Annotated in this window: 15 protein-coding genes; 7 read left to right on the top strand and 8 right to left on the bottom strand. The window is 75.7% G+C overall.

The window, feature by feature from the left end; translation table 11 throughout:
- Positions 1-244: 244 nt before the first annotated feature.
- Positions 245-1,231, bottom strand: coding sequence for a ketopantoate reductase family protein (locus BLR33_RS21950; RefSeq protein WP_093786285.1), 987 nt, complete (start codon positions 1,229-1,231; stop codon positions 245-247).
- 929 nt (positions 1,232-2,160) lie between these two features.
- Between BLR33_RS21950 and BLR33_RS21945 the strand changes: the two genes are divergently transcribed.
- Positions 2,161-2,583 (top strand): SseB family protein, encoded by a 423-nt coding sequence (locus tag BLR33_RS21945; RefSeq protein ID WP_093786284.1) that lies wholly within the window; start codon positions 2,161-2,163, stop codon positions 2,581-2,583.
- A gap of 411 nt (positions 2,584-2,994) precedes the next feature.
- On the opposite strand, the gene BLR33_RS21940 is transcribed toward BLR33_RS21945, so the two are convergent.
- Complete coding sequence (locus tag BLR33_RS21940) at positions 2,995-4,446, bottom strand: bifunctional phosphatase PAP2/diacylglycerol kinase family protein (RefSeq protein WP_093786498.1); 1,452 nt, start codon at positions 4,444-4,446, stop codon at positions 2,995-2,997.
- Between the two features lie 621 nt (positions 4,447-5,067).
- Here BLR33_RS21940 and BLR33_RS21935 point away from each other — a divergent pair.
- Both BLR33_RS21935 and BLR33_RS21930 read left to right on the top strand, forming a co-directional pair.
- Complete coding sequence (locus BLR33_RS21935) at positions 5,068-6,288, top strand: aminotransferase class I/II-fold pyridoxal phosphate-dependent enzyme (RefSeq protein ID WP_093786283.1); 1,221 nt, start codon at positions 5,068-5,070, stop codon at positions 6,286-6,288.
- A gap of 115 nt (positions 6,289-6,403) precedes the next feature.
- Positions 6,404-7,468, top strand: coding sequence for an MBL fold metallo-hydrolase (locus BLR33_RS21930; RefSeq protein ID WP_093786282.1), 1,065 nt, complete (start codon positions 6,404-6,406; stop codon positions 7,466-7,468).
- A gap of 209 nt (positions 7,469-7,677) precedes the next feature.
- Here the strand turns inward: BLR33_RS21930 and BLR33_RS21925 are convergent, their stop codons facing one another.
- Both BLR33_RS21925 and BLR33_RS21920 read right to left on the bottom strand, forming a co-directional pair.
- Positions 7,678-8,316, bottom strand: a complete 639-nt coding sequence (locus tag BLR33_RS21925; protein WP_093786281.1) for a DedA family protein — start codon at positions 8,314-8,316, stop codon at positions 7,678-7,680.
- Positions 8,313-9,131 (bottom strand): MBL fold metallo-hydrolase, encoded by an 819-nt coding sequence (locus BLR33_RS21920; protein ID WP_093786280.1) that lies wholly within the window; start codon positions 9,129-9,131, stop codon positions 8,313-8,315. The genes BLR33_RS21925 and BLR33_RS21920 overlap by 4 nt, the downstream gene beginning before the upstream one ends.
- 160 nt (positions 9,132-9,291) lie before the next feature.
- Between BLR33_RS21920 and BLR33_RS21915 the strand changes: the two genes are divergently transcribed.
- Both BLR33_RS21915 and BLR33_RS21910 read left to right on the top strand, forming a co-directional pair.
- The gene (locus BLR33_RS21915; protein WP_245771607.1) at positions 9,292-11,430 is read left to right on the top strand and encodes a phage holin family protein; all 2,139 of its coding nucleotides are present in this window, start codon (positions 9,292-9,294) and stop codon (positions 11,428-11,430) included.
- Between the two features lie 50 nt (positions 11,431-11,480).
- A complete protein-coding gene (locus BLR33_RS21910) occupies positions 11,481-12,206 on the top strand; it encodes a Clp protease N-terminal domain-containing protein (RefSeq protein ID WP_093786278.1) in 726 nt (241 codons plus the stop codon).
- A gap of 27 nt (positions 12,207-12,233) precedes the next feature.
- Here the strand turns inward: BLR33_RS21910 and BLR33_RS21905 are convergent, their stop codons facing one another.
- Entirely contained in the window at positions 12,234-12,965 is a 732-nt protein-coding gene (locus BLR33_RS21905; protein WP_093786277.1) for a class I SAM-dependent methyltransferase, read from the bottom strand.
- A 370-nt stretch (positions 12,966-13,335) separates the two neighbouring features.
- Here BLR33_RS21905 and BLR33_RS21900 point away from each other — a divergent pair, with 370 nt between their 5' ends.
- Complete coding sequence (locus tag BLR33_RS21900; RefSeq protein ID WP_143031733.1) at positions 13,336-13,980, top strand: SLATT domain-containing protein; 645 nt, start codon at positions 13,336-13,338, stop codon at positions 13,978-13,980.
- Between the two features lie 88 nt (positions 13,981-14,068).
- Here the strand turns inward: BLR33_RS21900 and BLR33_RS21895 are convergent, their stop codons facing one another.
- On the bottom strand, positions 14,069-15,895 hold the full coding sequence (locus BLR33_RS21895; RefSeq protein WP_093786276.1) for an AMP-dependent synthetase/ligase: 1,827 nt from the start codon (positions 15,893-15,895) through the stop codon (positions 14,069-14,071).
- 471 nt (positions 15,896-16,366) lie between these two features.
- Positions 16,367-17,236, bottom strand: a complete 870-nt coding sequence (locus BLR33_RS21890) for a LysR substrate-binding domain-containing protein (protein WP_107408906.1) — start codon at positions 17,234-17,236, stop codon at positions 16,367-16,369.
- 34 nt (positions 17,237-17,270) lie between these two features.
- On the opposite strand from BLR33_RS21890, the gene BLR33_RS21885 reads away from it, so the two are divergent.
- Complete coding sequence (locus BLR33_RS21885; protein WP_093786274.1) at positions 17,271-18,392, top strand: bile acid:sodium symporter family protein; 1,122 nt, start codon at positions 17,271-17,273, stop codon at positions 18,390-18,392.
- Positions 18,393-18,468: 76 nt separating this feature from the next.
- Here BLR33_RS21885 and BLR33_RS21880 read toward each other — a convergent pair.
- The coding region (locus BLR33_RS21880) for a formate dehydrogenase accessory sulfurtransferase FdhD (RefSeq protein WP_176930377.1) at positions 18,469-18,689 on the bottom strand (221 nt) is incomplete at its 5' end.

Raw genomic sequence — 18,689 nt, 5'->3', positions numbered from 1 at the left:
TCCGGCCTGCTGGCTGGAGAGCTGTGGTGTCGTGCCAGGCGGGCCGTGTGCCTGCGGCGCAGCCGCCGGTCAGCGGAGTGGTGCCGCAGAACCCGCCCCCGCCGCAGGCGGGTTGACTCGCACGGCCCAGTACGGTCCGGCCTGCCGGCCGGAGAGCTGAGGCGTCGTACCACCGGGCCGTGCGGCGCCTGCCTGCCGCCGTAAGCCGCCGGTCAGCGACGCGGCGCCTCGGTCACGGCCGTGGTCAACGCCCCTGGCCTGCCGCGGCCAGGAGTTCCGCGCGCTCGGCGGGGGTGAGGGTGCCGGGGGAGCGGTGTTCGCGGGCGAAGCGGGTGGCGGTGCGCTGCAGGGCCTCGTTGACTGGGGTCGGCAGGCCCAACCGGCGGCCGAGCAGGACGACTTCGCCGTTGAGGTAGTCCGACTCGATCGAGCCGGTGTCGCGGGCCAGGCTCTGCCAGGACGAACTGCGCCCGCCTGGGCGCCCATTGACCGTAGGGAGCTGCACCTTGTCCCCGCGTACCCGGGCCTGCTCCTCGGCGCTCACGTAGCCGATGCCGGCCGCGTCGAGCACGGCCGCTCCCTCGGCAGTCGCCCGGGGCGCGAGGGCCCGCAGGTCGTCGTCGGCGTCCGGGCCGCACACCGCGTCCACGGCGTTGCCGAGGTTCGACAGCAGTTTGGCGTACTTCCACGCCATGACGTCGTCGCTGACCGGTGCCTCGAACCCGGCGCTCACGAGGTCGGCGGCGATCGCGCGCACCCGCTCGTCACGGCCCGAGGGGTAGCGGCCCAGCGTGAGGATCCCCGACAGGGGCGCGCCCGCGGCCCGCACCACGCCGGGCTCCAGGTACGAGGCGGGCAGCCACACGCACATGCCGTAGACCTCGCGGAAGCGGCGCAGCGCCAGCCGCTCGTTCTCCACGCCGTTCTGCGCGCACACCACCGCGGGCCCGGACCCGAAGCCGGACCAGGCGTCCAGCACCGCCGCGGTGTCCTGCGTCTTGACGGCGAGCACCAGCACGTCGTCCGCACGCGGCTCCAACTCCTGCGGCCCCGACACGGCCGGGATCGCCAACTGGGATGCCCCCTCGGCGACTTCGAGCCGCAGCCCGCCGCCCCGCAGCGCTTCCAGGTGCGGCCCGCGCGCCACCAGGACGACCTCGTGCCCGGCCGCGAAGAGCCGCCCGCCGATCGTCCCGCCCACCGCACCCGCGCCGATGATCACATATCGCATACCGGCACCCTCGCACACCCCCCACGGAACCCACCCGCCGGACCGTACGGCGCCCCCCGGAACGCGGGAACGCCAGCACGCGATTCCGCTCCCGGCGCTCCATCAATTGCTTGCGCCGAACGCCGTTTCTGAACCCCGGCCGCCCAATCGACTGGCCGGGCGCGGTTCCGCTGGCGCGAGCGGTGAGCTGTAAAGGGGCGCGGGGAACTGCGCGGGAGGGGGCCACTGTCCTGCGGTCGGGAGTGGTGCGGGTGGGGCAGACGGGTTTCCGTAGGGGCGCGGGGAACTGCGCGCTCAGCCGTCCACGGGTGGAGGGTCCGGCCAGGTCCGGTGTGCCCCTCCGGGGCGGTGAGGGTGCGTGGCCGGGCGCGGTGCTGCTGGTACGAGCGGTGAGCTGTAAAGGGGCGCGGGGAACTGCGCGGGAGGGGGCTACTGTCCTGCGGTCGGGAGTGGCGGGGGTGGGCAGACGGGTTTCCGTAGGGGCGCGGGGAACTGCGCGCCCAGCCCTCGACCGGCGGAGGGTCCGGCGAGGTGCGGTGCGCCCCTCCGGGGCGGTGAGGGTGCGTGGCCGGGCGCGGTGCCGCTGGCACGAGCGGCGAGCCGTGAAGGGGCGCGGGGAACTGCGCGCCGAGCCCTCGACCGCCGGAGGGTCTGGCGTGAGAGGGGCCGCCCCTCCGGGGCGGGGGGCAACCGTCCGCACGGCCGGCGAGCCGGGACCGCGGGGGGACCCCGCGAGAAGCCGTGCGGCCCGGCGGCCGGGGAAGAGCCGGTCCGTCCGGGGTCGCGCCCGGCGGCGCCCCAGCCGCAAGGGGACTACACCCCGTAAAACCCCCGGAGGGACCCGCATGGACCGCCCCCGAAGGGGTACGCGCCGGGTTCAGCCACCAGGAAGCGACGAGGCGCAGACGCCGCGAGAGGAACCCACCACGATGACCGACATCAACCCGAACGGCGCCCTTCCGCCGGCGCAACGCGCACTGCACGAGATCGCCCACGGGAGCGAGAACGTCATCGCCCTGAGCACCCTCGCCGTGAGCGAGGTGCTGCTGCCCGTGCCGGGCACCGAGGAGCAGCCCCCGGACGCGCCCGCCCCGGATGCCGCGCGCGAGATCCAGCTGCCGGTGTACGAGCAGGAGGACGGCCGCCAGCTCGTCCCCGTCTTCACCTCCGAGAGCCGGATGGCCGACGCCCTGCCCGCCACCCGGCGCTACCGCCTGGTCCAGCTCGCCGTCCTCAGCGGCGCCTGGCCCTCCGACGAACTGATCCTGTCCATCGACACCGGTAGCGAGGACGCACTCAGCATCTCCGGCGAGGGGGTCCGCGCGCTGGCCGGCCTCGTCGGCGGCAACTGAGCGCAAGCCGCACCGAGCGCGACCTCAGCACAAGGGGCCGGGCGGGACGCGTTCCCGCCCGGCCCCTGCCGTACGCCCGCACGCGGCCGTGTCTTACGTCCCTACCGGTGCCGCGTATGCCGTACCCCGTGTCCGGCGCCGTCGCCGACCGCGCAGCCCTGCCGTGTGCCAACACGGCGCCGCCGTGCGTCGTACGCGGCGCCCGCGCCGGTTGTATGCCGTACGCCGTATCCGGCAGCCTCGCCGACCGCGCGGCCCCGCCTGCCATGTGCCGTACGGGTGCCGCCGTATGCCGTATGCCGTACGTCGGCGCCCTCGCCGACCCGGACCGTACGTCGTACGCCGTGCCCGCCACCCCGCCGACCGGATGCCGTATGCGGTACGCCATGAACCGGCCGGTGGCCGGCCCGCTCATGCCCCGCGGTACACGACCAGCCCCTCCGGCACCTTCTCCAGGAGCAGCCCCTCAGGCGCCCGCGCCACCTCACCGTCCCGCGCCAGGTGCACCCCCTCGCCCGGCACCCGCAGTCGCAGCTTCGGCACGCTCGCGGAGACGTAGACGGGCGAGGAGGTCAGCACACCGGTGAGCGCGGCGCCGAGCATGCGGGTACGGGCGAAGGGCCCGCCGTCGACGTAGCGGACGTCGAGCAGGCCGTCGGCCAGGTCGCGCCGCCGCACCGGCGCGGGTCCCCAACTGGAGTAGCGGCAGTTGCCCGCGAAGAGCAGCCACAGCCGGCGCCGCCGTCCGTTGAGTTCCACCTCCACCGGCGAGCAGTGCCGCAGTACGTGCACGGCCGCGAGGACGCTCGCCGGCCAGCTGCCCACCCGCCGCGACCAGCGCTCACGCACCCGTACCAGGTCCGGGTAGGCGCCGATGCTGAAGGTGTTGAGGAACACCTCGTTCCCCTCGGCGGCGGCGGCGCGGGCCACGTCCACCCGCGACGCCCGGCCCGCGGTCACGGCGTCGGCGGTGGCGTCCACGGTGTCCAGGCCCAGGTCCAGCGCGAAGTGGTTGCGGGAGCCGCCGGGGAAGACGGCGAGCGGCAGGCCGTGGCGCAGTGCGATCCCGGCCGCCTCGCGGACCGTGCCGTCCCCGCCGCACACACCGAGCGCGCCGCCCTCGTCCGCCGCCGCGCGAGCGGCCTGCTCCAGCTGCTCGGTCAGGTCGTCGTCCTCGGTGCTCTCCACCACCTCCGCCGCCGGCAGGCAGGCGCGGATGCGGGCGGCGGGCGTGCTGAGCAGCGCGGGCGGGCCGGAGGCGGCGTTGGCCACGACGTGCAGGCCGCGGCCGTCCGGCAGCGCGGGGGCTTCGGCGGGCGGCCCGGGCTCGGGGCGCCGCCGCGGCGGCGGCACCATCGCGCGGACCACGAGTGCGGCCCCGACACCCAGGGCGCACCCCGCGAGGACGTCGCTCGGGTAGTGGGCGCCGGTGTAGACCCGGGAGAACGCCACGCTCGCGGCGATCGGCGCGACGGCCGCGCCGAGCGGCCCGGACTGAATCGCCACGCCCGCGGCGAAGGCGGCCGCCGAGGCCGAGTGGCCCGAGGGGAAGGACGAAGTCACGGGCTGGCGGTGCAGCCGCCGTATCACCGGCACCACGTCGATCAGCGGCCGCGCCCGGCCCACCGTGCCCTTGGCGACGGTGTTCACGGCGAGCGAGGCCACGGCGAGCGAACCGAGACCGCGCAGAGCCGCGCGCCTGCCGTCCCGGCCCCCCGCCACCGCCATGCCCGCAGCGATCGCGCCCCACAGCCGCCCGTAGTCCGCCGCCCGGCTCAACCGCGGCAGCACGGGCTCGGCTCCCGCCCAGTGCCGCCCCGCCACCTGCCCGAACAGCTCCCGATCCCACTGCCTCCACCCCATCTTCATGCCGACCTGCTACCCCGCCCCGCCGCACCAACTCCGCCCATGCCGCCGCCGAGTAGTCCGGGGCGGAGGGTGCCGCCCCGGCGGGGCCCGTTGCCGGCTGGGCGGGGTGTGACGCCTGAGGGGGCGCGGGGAACTGCGCGCCTCAGCCGTCCACGGGCGGCTGGTCCGGGACGGACGGTGCCGGCCCCGCGGGGCGGTGGCGGAGCCCGATGCGGCTCGTCGCCGACTGGACGAGGTGTGACGCCTGAGGGGGCGCCGGGAACTGCGGGCCTCAGCCGTCCACGGGCGGCTGATCCGGGACGGACGGTGCCGGCCCCGCGGGGCGGTGGCGGAGCCCGCCATGGCCCGTTGCCCGACAGGGCGAGTCGTGACGCCTGAGGGGGCGCGGGGAACTGCGCGCCCAGCCCCCCACCAGCCGGTGGTCCGGGACGGACGCGGCCCGCCCCCGCGAGGCGGCGGCGAAGCCCAAGAAGCGAACCGCTCGCTCGCACGGTCCCCAACCCCACCGTTAAAAAACCTCGCCGTGCGCCCGCGCGGGACTCGGGGGAAGGTGGACCCGTAGGACAACCGTGCGGCCGCCGTGGGACGGGACCGGTGCGAGAGAGGAGCCGTGGGATGCCGTGGGTGTGGGACGTCAGGCCGGACCCGGGGCTGCCGGTGCCCGCGTACTGGGCGGGGCAGATCCTCGCCGCGGGAGCGGAGGGCGCCGGCGCGGAGGTGCCCGGCGGCGGCCCCGTACTGCTGGAGGCCGCGGACGGCTACTGGACCAGGCGCGGCCTGCCCGGCGGCCCCGGCCAGCTGCTGGCGGCACCCGGCGCGGAGCCGCTGCTGCTCGCCGTCCTGTCGGCCAGCGGCGGCGACCCCGTGCTCGCCCGGCCCGCGGCCGCCTGGCAGGCCCCCGTCGCCCACCTGCTGGGGCGCAACGTGCACACCGTCCCCACCGCGGCCGAGGGCGGCGGCGTCCCCGACCCCTTCGCCCTGCTGGAGACCGTCCGCCGCGCCCGCGCCGACGGCGCCGACCCGCGGCTGCTGGTCCTGTCCGCCGCGGACGACCCGACCGGCACCGTCACCGCCCCGGAACTGCTGCACGAGACGTGCGAGGCCGCGGCCGAGGCCGGGCTGCTGATCGTGTCCGACGAGACGTACGCCGACACGCTGCACCACCGCGAGACGGTGATGCTCAGCCCGGCCGAGATGCTGCCCGAGCACACCGTGGTCCTCACCGACCTCGGTGCCACCCTCGTCCCCTCGGACGTCCCCGCCGCCCTGGCCCGCTTCCCCGGCACCGACCACGGCAGGTCCTGGCGGGCCCGCGCCGAGCGGGTGCTCGCCTCGATCCGGGCGGTGCTGCCCGCGCCGGTGGCGGGTGCGACGGCGTACGTGCTCACCGAGCCGCCCGAGGTCACCGCGCACACCGCGGCCGCGGTCCGGCTGCACGCGCGGACGGCTGCGGCCGCGTACCGGGCGATCACCGAATCCGGCGGGGTTTGCCGGCCGCCCAAGGCGGGCTTCCAGCTCTACCCGACGGCCGGCTCTCCCGGCCCGAACGCCGCCGCCCTCGCCGAGGAGCACCTGACCGCCGCCCTGGGTCACCGCGTCCTGGGCGGCCACCGCTTCGGCGACGACCCGCAGGAGCCTCGCGTCCGCATCGACATCGGCGCCCTCCACGGCTCCACCGAGGCCGAACGGCGTACGGCGCTGGCCGCCGCCGACCCGGCCGCGGTCCCCCACGTCGCGGCCGCGCTGGCCGCCTTGCGCACGGCGTTCACCACGCTCACCGGCGTGGCGGCCGTCAGCGGCTCGGCGGACACCGGGACGCGGGGAAGCGGCGTGTGAGCCGCCCGCCGCAGCCCGGGCCGTACGGGCGATCCGAGCGGGCACGCAGCCGGCCGACCCGTCCGGCCGGAACAGGGGGCCGCGCAGGGGGCAGCCGAAGGCGAGGCAGCAACCGATGACCGAACCCCGCGACCGCACCTTCGCCGCCCCGGCACCCGCCACCCGGTCCCGCCGGTACGACGGCTCCGCCGCGCTGCACCCCGCCGGCACCGTCCCGGTGCGGATCCCGCCCGGCCCGCGCCCCTGGCCGCGCACCTTCGCCGACCGCCTCACCGACCCGCTGCCACTGCCCGGCGCGCGCGACATCGTGCGGCTGGTGCGGGAGTGGGCGGTGCGCCCGCCCGCGCACACCCTGGCCGACGTCCCGAAGCTGCCCGTCGCGCCGGGGCCCGTCCCGGACGTCGGGCCCGAGGGCGTGAGCATCACCTGGGCCGGGCACGCCAGTTGGGTGGTGCGGATCGGCGGGCTGACCGTCCTCACCGACCCGGTCTGGTCCGCGCGCATCCCGGGAACTCCCCGCCGGATCACACCCGTCGGCGTCCCCTGGTCCCAACTGCCGCCGGTGGACGCGGTGGTGATCAGCCACAACCACTACGACCACCTGGACGCCCCCACCGTCAAACGCCTCCCGCGCACCACGCCCTGCTACGTCCCGGCCGGCCTCGGCGTCTGGTTCCGCCGCCGCGGCTTCCTGCGGGTGACCGAACTCGACTGGTGGGAGGGCGCCGAACTGGACGGCGTACGGCTGGACTTCGTCCCCGCCCATCACTGGAGCCGGCGCACCCTCACCGACACCTGCCGCACCCTGTGGGGCGGTTGGGTGCTCACCGACGGCGCCGGGCGGCGGGTCTACTTCGCCGGCGACACCGGCTACGGCCCCTTCTTCGGCGAGATCGCCCGCGCCCACCCCGGCATCGACATCGCCCTGCTGCCGATCGGCGCGTACGCGCCCCGCTGGATGCTGCGGCCCGTCCACACCGACCCCGAGGAGGCGGTGCGGGCCTTCACCGACCTCGGCGCCGCCGCCATGGCGCCCATGCACTGGGCGACCTTCCTGCTCTCGGGCGAGCCCCCGCTCGAACCGCTGACCCGGCTGCGCGCGGCCTGGACGGCGGCCGGGCTGCCCCGCGAGGCGCTGTGGGACCTGCCGGTGGGGTCCTCGCGAGTGCTGGTGCCGTGACGGGGGCCCTGTGCTGTGGGGCTGCCGGGCGCTGAGCCCCCCGTCCTCGGAGGTGGGCGTACGGCTCGCGGGCCGCGCGGTCCGTACCGCTCGGAGGGGGCCGCACGGCTCGGCCGCAAGCTCGTACGACGCCGCCCGCAGGCCCGTACGGGTCGTGTCCGAGCCGCGTGACGCGGCCCGTACGGGGAGCCGTCCCCCGATCAGGACCGTCAGCCGGCCGTACGCTCCTGCCACGCCCTGCGGACGTGCCGGGCCGCCGTCGGCCCCGCGGCGATCACGAAGGTCAGGCCCACCGCGAGGGCCACGCCCTGCCACGGCTCGGGGAAGAGCGAGCCGCCCACGATGCCGATCAGCTCGTACGCCGCCGCCCACGCCAGGCACGCCGCCACGTCGCCGCGGGCGAAGCGGCGCATCGGCATCTCCCCGAGCAGACAGGCCACCATCACCGGGATGCGGCCGGCCGGTACCAGGCGGGAGAGCACCAGCACCGCGGAGCCGTGCTCGTCCAGCCGCCGCTCGGCCGCCGCCAGGGTGTGCGGGTCGGCCCGCTGCTGGAGCCGGTGCAGCCAGCGCGAACCGTTGCGCGAGCGGACCCCGCGCAGGCCCAGCCAGTACAGCGCCACATCGCCGAGGAAGGCGGCCAGCGCCGCCACCGCGAAGACCATGGCGGGCGCCACCGGGTCGCTCTGGTGGAAGGCGACGACCGCCGCACCGGAGACCAGCGCGCCCGTCGGCACCACCGGCACCAGCGACCCGAGCGCGACGAGCAGGAAAAGCGTCGGGTAGCCGACGGCCTGCTGGGTGCTCTGCGAGGAGGTCTGGTGGGCGGCGGCGAGTATCGCGATCATCCGCCGGACTCCTCGCCTGCGCGGGGGGCTTCTTCCCGGGCGGCCGGCTCCCGGTCCGGTACGCGCACGCTCCCGCCGTGGGCGAGGCGGTGCACCGCGACCTGCGGGGCGAGCCGGGCGGCCGCACGGACGAACTCCGCGCCCGGCGCGTGGAACTCGTGCGGGCGCACGGCGTCCATGCCGTACGGCCAGTAGGTGCCGTAGTGCACGGGCACGGCCGCGCGCGGGGCGAGCCGGGCCAGCGCCTGGGCCGCGCGGGCGGCGTCGAGGTGGCCGTGGCCGAGGAAGGGGCCCCAGCCGCCCACCGGCAGCAGCGCGACATCGCACGGCCCGACGGCGTCGGCCATCCCGTCGTAGAGCCCGGTGTCACCCGCGAAGTACGTCACGGCCCGCCCGGTCACGACGTAGCCGAGCGCGGCCGCCTTCTGCGGCCCGACCGCGAGCCGCCGCCCGTCATGCGCTGCGGGCACGGCCCGTACCGCCATGTCCCCGAACTCCCGCACGTCCCCTGCCCCCACTTCCACCAGCCGCAGCCGCCCCCGCAGTCGCCGCAGCCCCGGCACGGCCGCCTGCGCGCCCTTGGGCAGCACCACGGTCGTCCCCGGGGCGAGCTTCTTCAGCGACCCGACGTGCAGGTGGTCGGCGTGCAGGTGCGAGACGAGCACGAGGTCGGCCCGCGCCGCCTCGGGCGGCGGTACGGCCCCGGCCCGCCGCCGCAGATGCCCGAGCCGGGGTACGAGGAGCGGATCGGTGAGCACGCGCACGCCGGCGTCCTGGAGCGTGAGGGTCGCGTGCCCCCACCAGGTGATGTCCACTCGGGCTCCCTCTCCACGGACGTACGGGGGCACGGTAGCCCGTACGGGGGCACGGTAGCCGAGCCCGGTGCTCACGTGCGCCGCCGGGTGTGGCTCTTGGCGACCCCCCGCGCTGCTCGTCAGGGCGTATGGCAAGGTGGCCCCCGTGGAGAGGCGCGGGGTGGGTGGCGGGCGGGGGGTTGCTGCGGGGTGGGGGCGGCGGGGGGTTCGCGGGGTCGGGCGGGTGCTGGCCGTGTGGGGGGTCGGGTCTGCGACGCTGGCCGTGCTCGCGGCCCTGCTGCCCGGGTTCCGGATCGAGGCCGCCGGCGGGGACAGCCCCACGCAGATCGCCGTGACCGCCGCGATCGGCGCCGGGGCGTTCGGTGTGCTGAGCGCGCTCGTGTGGCCGTTGATCGTACGGGCGCTGCTGCTGGTGCCCGCCCTCGTGCTGGGCGGGCTCGTGTTCTTCCTCAACGGTTCGCTGCTGCTGGTCGCGATGCGCTTCACGCCGGACGGGCGCGGGGAGGTGACCCCCGCGACGGCCGTGGTGATCGCCGCGGTGATGTCGGCCACGTCCTCGGCGACGAGCACGGCCCTGGCGGTGCGCGACGACGCCGCGTACGGGCGGCGGCTCGCCCGGCTGGCCGGGCGGCGGCGACGGCGTGCCGGGGACCCGCCGCTGCCGACCGGCCCCGGCACCGTGTTCCTGCAGCTGGACGGCCTCGGGCACGACGTGCTGTGCGACGCGCTGGCCGCGCGGCCGCCGGTGATGCCCACCCTCGCCGCATGGCTCGGGCACACCCACACCCTCACCCCGTGGCGCACGGACTGGAGCAGCCAGACCGGTGCCAGCCAGCTGGCGATCCTGCACGGCAGCAACGAGGACGTGCCCGCCTTCCGCTGGTACGAGAAGGAGACCGGGCAGGTCATGGTCTGCAACCACCCCTCCAGCGCGGCCGAACTGGAGCGGCGGGCGGTGGCGCGGACGGGCTCGCCCGGCCTGCTCGCGGACGGCGGGGCCAGCCGCGGCAACCTCTTCACCGGCGGCGCCGCGCAGTCCGCGCTGGTGATGTCGGTGGCCGCGCAGCGCGGCAAGCTGTCCCGCTCGCGCTCGGGGTACTTCGCGTACTTCTCCGACCCCGCGCACGCGGTCCGCACCGCGTGGTCGTTCGCCGCCGAGGTGCTGCGCGAGATCGGCGAGGCGACGGCGGCGAGGGCGCGCCGGGAGCGGCCGCGGGTAGGGCGCGGCGGGCTGTACCCGCTGGTGCGGGCGTTCGCCACGGTGGTGGAGCGGGACGTGGCGGTGGCCGCGGTGATGGGCGACATGCTCGCCGGGCGATCCGCGGTCTACGCGGACCTGGTCGCCTACGACGAGGTGGCGCACCACTCGGGCCCGCACGGCTCGGACGCCCGCAAGGTGCTGCGGCGGCTGGACCGTTCGGTGCGGCTGATCGCGGACACCGCCCGCTACGCCCCGCGGCCGTACCGGTTCGTGCTGCTGTCGGACCACGGGCAGAGCGGGGGCGAGACGTTCGAGGCCGCGTACGGCGTGGGGCTGCGCGAACTGGTGCGGACCGGCTGCGGGCTGGCGCCCGGCGGGCGGCGGGCCCGGCGCAAGGGCGGCGCGGAGGCGCGGACGGCGGCCCGCGCGGCGCTGCGGCGCTCCGAGCGGGGCCGCAGGGCGGAGGACGCGGAGTGCGAGGGGCCGCCCGAGGAGCCGGTGGTGCTCGCCTCGGGCAACCTGGGCCTGGTGGCCTTCCCCGACATCGAGGGACGGGCCACGCTGGAGGAGTTGTCCCGGCGCTGCCCGGACCTGCTGCCGACACTGACCGCGCACCCGGGCATCGGGTTCGTGCTGGTGCGCAGCGCCGAGCGCGGGCCGGTGGTGCTGGGCGCGGGCGGCAGCCGCGAATTGGCGACCGGCCGGGTGGAAGGAGCCGACCCGCTGGCGGTGTTCGGTCCGCACGCGGCAGCCGCGGTGCTCCGCGCGGACGCCTTCCCGCACACCGCCGACCTGATGGTCAACTCCCGCTACGACCCGGCGACCGGGCAGGTGCACGCCTTCGAGCACCAGGTCGGCTCGCACGGCGGCCTCGGCGGGTCGCAGTCGCACCCGTTCCTGCTCCACCCGGTGGAACTGCCGCTTCCGGCGGGGGAGCTGGCGGGCGCCGAAGCGGTGCACGCGCTTTTCCGCGACTGGCTGGCGGGACCGTGCGCCGCCGCGCTGCCACGGCAGACGGTGCCCTTGGCGGCAGCGGGGAGCCCGCAACCGGCCGTCCCGGACCGGCGCCGCCCCGCGGGGGCCCACCACGCCGAGTAGTTCGTCAACCAAGGGTTGACGACCGAGGATCGTCAACCTAGAGTTGACCCATGACCGAGCAACCGCACCCCGTGCGCCTCGACGACCTGATCGCGTACGTGAAGCAGCTCCATCCCGACCCCGACCCGCTCGCCGACCTCGAGCACGCGGTGGGCATCGCGGGCCACCTCGGCGACATCGCCGACCATCTCATCGGACACTTCGTGGACCAGGCGCGCCGGGCCGGCGCCTCCTGGACCGACATCGGTCAGCACATGGGCGTCACCAAGCAGGCCGCCCAGAAGCGCTTCGTGCCCAAGGTCCCCGAGGACCTGGAGTTCCTCGCCTCCGCCGAGCCCTTCTCCCGCTTCACCCCGCGCGCCCGCAAGGCGGTGGCCGCGGCACAGGAGGAGGCCCGCAACGGGCTGCACGGCGAGGTGGCGCCCGAGCACCTGGTCCTCGGGCTGCTGGAGCGCACCGACACCCTGGCCGCCATGGCCCTGGCCGCGACCGGCCCGGCACCCGAGCAGATCCGGCGGGCCGTCGCCACACCCGGCGATCGGCAGGAGCCGGTCGAAGGGCTCGTGCCGGTGGCCGCCGCGACCAAGAGGGTGTTCCAGCTGGTGCTGCGCGAGGCGCTGCGCCTGGGCCACAACTACATCGGCACCGAGCACATCCTGCTCGGCGTCCTCAGCGACGACCAGGAGCCCGCGGCCGTCGCCCTGACCTCGCTCGGGGTGACCCACCAGGCCGTCGAGGAGTGGGTGCTCGCCCAGCTCGCCGCCATGACCACGTGACCGCTCCCGGCCGCCCCGCGGCCGGGCTCACCCCTCCTTGCGCAGCGCCAGCAGGCGGAAGACCGGGTCCGCCCGCGGCACGTCCTGGTCCGGCAGCAGCGACAACTGCCGGACCAGCGTGCCTGACTGCTCGCTGCTCAGCGCCAGCGACGAGGCGAAGGTGCCCCGTTCGACATCGACCGCCACCCGGGCGGGCGAGCGCCCCTGCCCGTGGCCGGTGAAGCGGGCCTCGCCGGCCCGGCGCAGCCCGTGCTCGGCCGCCACCGCCTGCACCCGCACCTGCGCGTCGTAGGCCCGCCGCACCCGGAAGGGCGCCAGCAACTCGTTGACGTCGCTGTCCATGTCGTGCCCGGCGTCCTTGTCCACGGTGGTCACGAAGACCCCGCCGGGCCGCAGCACCCGCGCGCACTCGGCCACCACCGCGGCCGCGTCCGGCAGCAGGTGCAGCACCCACACCGCGCTCACCGCGTCCAGCGCGTCGTCGGCGAAGGGCAGGTGCCGGCAGTCGCCCAGCACCAGGCGCGGGCCCATCCGCGAGGCCGCCACCCGGGCCATTCCCGGGGAGGCGTCCACCCCGTACACGCGCAGGCCCGGCCGGTCCATCCGCTCGGTGACCAGTCCGGTGCCGCAGCCCACGTCCAGCAGGGTGCGCGCCCGTTCGGGGACCAGGGCCAGCACCGCGCGCGCCGCCGAGCCCGCCCGGGGCACGCCCCCGCGGGTCGCGTCGTACCGCTCCGCCTCGACGTCGTAGTCCAGCATACGGACGATGCTAGGGGGCCCAGGTGAACACGGGTTCACCCGTGAGCTTGCGCGCCGGTTACACATCCGGGCCCCGTGTCACAGGCGGCCGCAGGCACGGGCATATGCCCACCCCGGCCGCCGTGCGGGCCCAGCAGCGGTCATGGCGCCGCCCGCCCGGCCCCGCGAGGTGGGTCCACCACGCAATTCGCCGCGTCCCGGGTGTTTCCGTATACACGCCCCTTGCGTCACAGGGGTGCCGGGCCGTACGGACGGGCAGAGTCGGCGGGCGCCGGTACCCGCGCCCCTGCGCGCGGCGCGGCCCGGCCGCTAGGCTGCGCCCTCAGGCTTCGCACGGGGGTGCGGCGGGGCGCGGCAGGAGGGGCGGACCGTGGACGGCGGGCAGGAGAGCGGCGGCCGGCGGCGCCGGGACCTGCGGCTGCTGCCCTTCCCGCCGATCGACGCCGGCAGCCCGGCCGCCCAGCGCGAGTCGCTCGCGGCGCTGCGGGCCTGGGCCGAGCAGAGCGCCGAGGACGCCATCGCCTGGTACCTGCGGGACAAGAAGAACAAGCGGACCGCCTCGCGGCTGCTGCAGGGCCTGGCCATCGCCTTCGCGGTGGCCGGCACCGCGATCCCGCTCGGCACCGCCGCCACCGGCTCCTCCGGCCAGGGCTGGGGCTACGTGCTGCTGGCCGCCGCGGCGGGCTGCAAGGGCTTCGACCACTTCTTCGGCCTGTCCGCCGCCTGGATGCGCGACATCGCCGTCGCCCACGCGCTGCGCTTCGAACTCGGCGAGGTGCGGCTGGAGTGGGCCGCGGACGTGCTGCGGGCAGGACCCGCCGCCCGTACCGGCCCCGACACCCCGCTCGAACCGGCCGAGCTGGAACGGCAGTTGGCTTTGGTCTCCCGGCTGGTGACCGCTGTGCGCGGCCACATCGAGGCCGAGACGACCGCCTGGCAGGTCGAGTTCAGCGCGGCCACCCGCCAACTCAATGAGCAGGGCCCGCTGTCCGCCGACCGCCCGCCCGGAACCTGAGGGCGCGACTGTCGGGAGCGGGCCCATGCCCGGCGGCCGACTCCGCTACGATGACGGCTTGTTGCGGAGAGTCGGGAAGGAGGAACGCTCAGTGCCGGTACAGCGCCTCGACCTCCGCCGCGTAGAGCGTCTCGATCGCCCGCCGCTTCAGCTTCATCGACGGGGTCAGCGTGCCGCGCTCCTCGGTGAACTGCGTGGCCAAGATGCGGAAGGTGCGGATCGACTCGGCCTGCGAGACAAGGGTGTTGGCGGCCACCACCGCCCGGCGCACCTCGGCCTCCAGCTCCGGGTCGTCCACCAGCTCCGCGGCCGGCGAGGACGGACGGCCCAGCATCTTCAGCCAGTGCTCCACCGCGTCCTGATCGAGCGTGATCAGCGCCGCCACGTAGGGACGGTTGTTGCCCACCACGATGCACTGGCCGACCAGCGGATGGGCGCGCACCTTGTCCTCCAGCACGGTGGGGGACAGGCTCTTGCCGCCGCTGGTGACCAGGATCTCCTTCTTGCGCCCGGTGATCGTCAGGTAGCCGTCCTCGTCGAGCGAGCCGAGGTCGCCGGTGGCCAGCCAGCCCTCCCGCAGCACCTGCGCGGTGGCCGCCTCGTCGCCCAGGTAACCGGTGAAGACCTGGCCGCCGCTGAGCCATATCTCGCCGTCGTCGGCGATCAGCACGCTCGTGCCCGGCACCGGCAGGCCCACGGTGCCGAAGCGGGTCTGCTCCGGCGGGTTGGCCACTGCCGCGGCCGTGGTCTCGGTCAGCCCGTAGCCCTCGTAGATCGTCACGCCCGCGCCGGCGAAGAACAGGCCGAGCCGGCGCTCCATCGCCGAGCCGCCCGAGATGCCGTGCCGCACCCGCCCGCCCAGAGCCTCGCGGACCTTGCTGTAGACGAGCTTGTCGTAGAGCTGGTGCTGCATGCGCAGCGCCGCGCTCGGGCCCGGGCCGGTGCCGAACGCCTTGGCCTCCATCGCCTCCGCGTGCCGCACCGCGATGTCCACCGCCTTCTCGAACGGGCCGACCTTCCCGCCGAGTTCGGCCTTGCGGCGGGCGGCCTGGAAGACCTTCTCGAAGACGTAGGGCACCGCCAGCACGAAGGTGGGTCGGAAGGAGGCCATGGCCGGCAGCAGATCGGCGGCCGCCATGCTCGGCTGGTGGCCGAGCCGCACTCCGGCGCGTATGCAGCCCACCTCGACCATCCGGCCGAAGACGTGCGCCAGCGGCAGGAAGAGCAGCGTGGAGGGCTCCTCGCCGGGCCGGTTGGCGAACATCGGCTCCCAGCGGGCCACCACGTTGTCGGTCTCGGCCATGAAGTTGCTGTGGGTGAGCACGCAGCCCTTGGGGCGGCCGGTGGTGCCCGAGGTGTAGATCACCGTGGCGATCGCCTGCGGGGTCACCGCGTTGCGGTGCCGGTGCACCACCTCGTCGCTCATCGTCCGCCCGGCCGCCATCAGTTCGGTGACGCAGTCGGAGTCCAGCTGCCACAGCCGGGTCAGCCGGGGCAACTCGTCCACGGCCGCGCCGATCGTCATGGCGTGGTCCTCGTGCTCCACCACCGCGGCGACCGCCCCGCAGTCGCGGAGCATCCAGCGCACCTGCTCCGAGGACGAGGTCGGGTACACCGGCACCGGCTGGGCGCCGATGGACCACAGGGCGAAGTCGAAGAGCGTCCACTCGTAGCGGGTGCGGGACATGATCGCGACCCGGTCGCCGAAGCGCACGCCCTGCGAGAGCAGCCCCTTGGCCAGGGCGAGCACCTCGTCGCGGAACTCGGCGGCCGTCACGTCCAGCCAGCCGCCCTGCCCGTCGGCCCGGCCGAGGGCCACCCGGTGGGGCGCGGCCTCGGCGTTGGCGTAGACGGCATCCGCCAGGCCGCCCGCCTGCGGGGCGGTGACCATTGGGGGGACCGTGAACTGACGCAACGCATGTTCTCCTGGAGGGCCGGATCGGGCCCGTAAGCTACCCGATCCCTCGGTGGAGCGGGAGTGGTGGACAAACCGCCGGTACGCCGGACGTCGGTGCTGGTGAGACGGCGGTGTCCCGGTACGGCAAGGGTGCCGTGTTGCCGTATGGGCGGCAGACAGGGCCCGCCGCCTGCACGGATCTCCACCAAATCTGCCCCACGCGGTCACGCTCACTCCATCCGCGGCCCGCTTCCTGCGGTTTTACGTCACTGGCGGCGGACCGCCGCCACACCGGTCGCGAAAACGCCCCAACCGGGCAGTCGCGGAACCGGGTGAGGACCTGCGGCGGCGCGGCCGGTCGTGGCGGACGGGGTGCGGCGGACGGACGGGCTGGGGCGCGGCGGGCTGTCTCCGGGGCCGATGTGGAATTTTTGTCCCTGTTGTTCCCCGCCTGGCAACTGCCCGGCGTCGTCCGGCCCTTGTCCGGCGCTACGGCAGCGGGCGGTGGAGGCTGTCGCCGGCCGCCAGGATGGACTCGGCCAGCGCCTGCCCGGCCTCCTGCGCCTCCGGGCGGCCCCGGCCGTGCAGCAACACGAAGTCCACACCCCCGAGTTCAGGCAGCCCGGCGCGGGCCGGCAGCCGCACCAGGCCGGGCGGGATCAGCCCCTGCGCGTGCGCCATCACGCCGAGCCCGGCGCGGGCCGCGGCCACCAGCCCGCTCAGCGACGCGCTCGTGCACGCCACCCGCCAGGCCCTGCCGTGCCGTTCGAGGACGTCCAGTGCGCGGGCCCGGGTGATGCCCGGCGGCGGGAAGGCGATCAGCGGCACCGGGCGGTGCGGGTCCACTCGCACCCGCTCGCTGCCGATCCACACCAGTTTGTCCCGCCACACCAACTGCCCCGGCCCGTCCGGCCCGTAGCGCTTGGCCAGGCACAGGTCCACCCGCCCCGCGCCCAGCAGCTGGTGCAGGGTGCCGGACAGCTCGACGGTCAACTCCAAGTCGACCTCGGGGTGTTCGCGGCGGAAGGCGGCCAGGATCTCCGGCAGGCGGGTGAGCACGAAGTCCTCCGAGACGCCGAACCGCAGCCGCCCGCGCAGCCGGGTGCCGGCGAAGAAGCCGGCCGCCCGCTCGTTGGCCTCCAGGATGGTGCGGGCGAAACCGAGCATCGCCTCGCCGTCCTCGGTGAGGTCCACGCCGTGGGTGTCGCGGGCGAACAGCCGGCAGCCCGCGGCCTCCTCCAGCCGCCGCACGTGCTGGCTCACCGTCGACTGCCGCAGGCCCAGCCGCTGCGCGGCCCGGGTGAAGCTCAGCGTCTGCGCGACGGCCAGGAACGTCCGCAACTGCACCGGTTCGAACATGCCGCCCAGCCTACGCCGGTCATCGCGGGACGCGATGACAGTCAGAGCGGCGAGCGGGGTTCCCGATGTCCGCGAGGGCGGGCAGTCTGGCAGGGTGCTCCGCCTCGTACGACGCCTGCCCGTCGACCCCTACATCGCCGCACTGCTCGGCACCGTCCTGCTCGCGGCCCTGCTGCCCGCCACCGGCGGCGGTGCCCGGGTCGCCGACGGCGCCGCCAACACCGCGGTGGGCCTGCTCTTCTTCCTCTACGGCTCGCGCCTTTCCACCCGCGAGGCCCTCACCGGGCTGCGCCACTGGCGGCTGCACCTGACCGTCCTCGGCGCCACCTTCGTGCTCTTCCCGCTGCTCGGCCTGGCCGCCCGCGGCCTCGTGCCCTACGTACTCGCCCCGCAGCTCTACAACGGCTTCCTCTTCCTGTGCCTGCTGCCCTCGACCATCCAGTCCGCCATCGCCTTCACCTCCATCGCCCGCGGCAACGTGGCCGCGGCGATCTGCGCCGGCTCCTTCTCCTCCCTGGCCGGCATCGTGCTCACCCCGCTGCTCGCCGCCGCCCTTATCGGCGGCAGCGCCGGGATCAGCGGGCACGCGGTCACCGGCATCGCCCTGCAACTGCTCGCGCCCTTCGCCGCGGGCCAGGTGCTGCGCCGCTGGACGGCGCCGCTGCTCGCCCGCTACCGCAAGGCCCTCGGCCTGGTCGACCGCGGCTCGATCCTGCTCGTCGTCTACTCCGCTTTCAGCGCGGGCATGGCCGAGGGGATCTGGGGCCAGGTGCCGCTCAGCAGGCTGCTCGAACTGCTCGCCGCCGAGGCCGTGCTGCTCGCGGTGATGCTCGGCGCCACCTCGTGGGGCGCCCGCGTGCTCGGCTTCGGCCGCGCCGACCGGATCACCATCGTCTTCGCCGGCTCCAAGAAGAGCCTGGCCGCGGGCCTGCCCATGGCCACCGTCCTCTTCGGCGGCCAGGCGGGGCTGGCGGTGCTGCCGCTGATGCTCTTCCACCAGATGCAGCTGATGGTGTGCGCGGTGATCGCGAAGCGGTGGGCACGGGACGAAGGGGTGGCCGAGGCGGGGCCGCGTGCGGGCGGCGAGGGTGCCGCCGTCGAGGGTGCTGCGGGCCCGGGTAGGGCGGGGGCGCGCCTGCCGGAGACCTCGCGGTGAGCCGGGGCGATCATCGCCCCGGACAGGCGGGCCCTGCGCCCTCGCTTTCACCGACCCCCGGAGCCGTACGGCAGCCCTAGAGCCGGGCCGGTTCCAGCGCGATACGTTCCTCGCCCGCGTACACGTTCATGGAGGTGCCGCGGAGGAAGCCGATGAGGGTGAGGCCGGTTTCGTGGGCGAGGTCGACGGCGAGGGAGGAGGGGGCGGAGACGGCGGCGAGGGTGGGGATGCCGGCCATGACGGCTTTTTGGGCGAGTTCGAAGGAGGCGCGGCCGGAGACCATGAGGATGGTGTCGG

The sequence above is a fragment of the Actinacidiphila guanduensis genome (assembly GCF_900103985.1).
Taxonomy (GTDB): domain Bacteria; phylum Actinomycetota; class Actinomycetes; order Streptomycetales; family Streptomycetaceae; genus Actinacidiphila; species Actinacidiphila guanduensis.
This window is presented reverse-complemented; position numbering and strand designations above follow the sequence as displayed.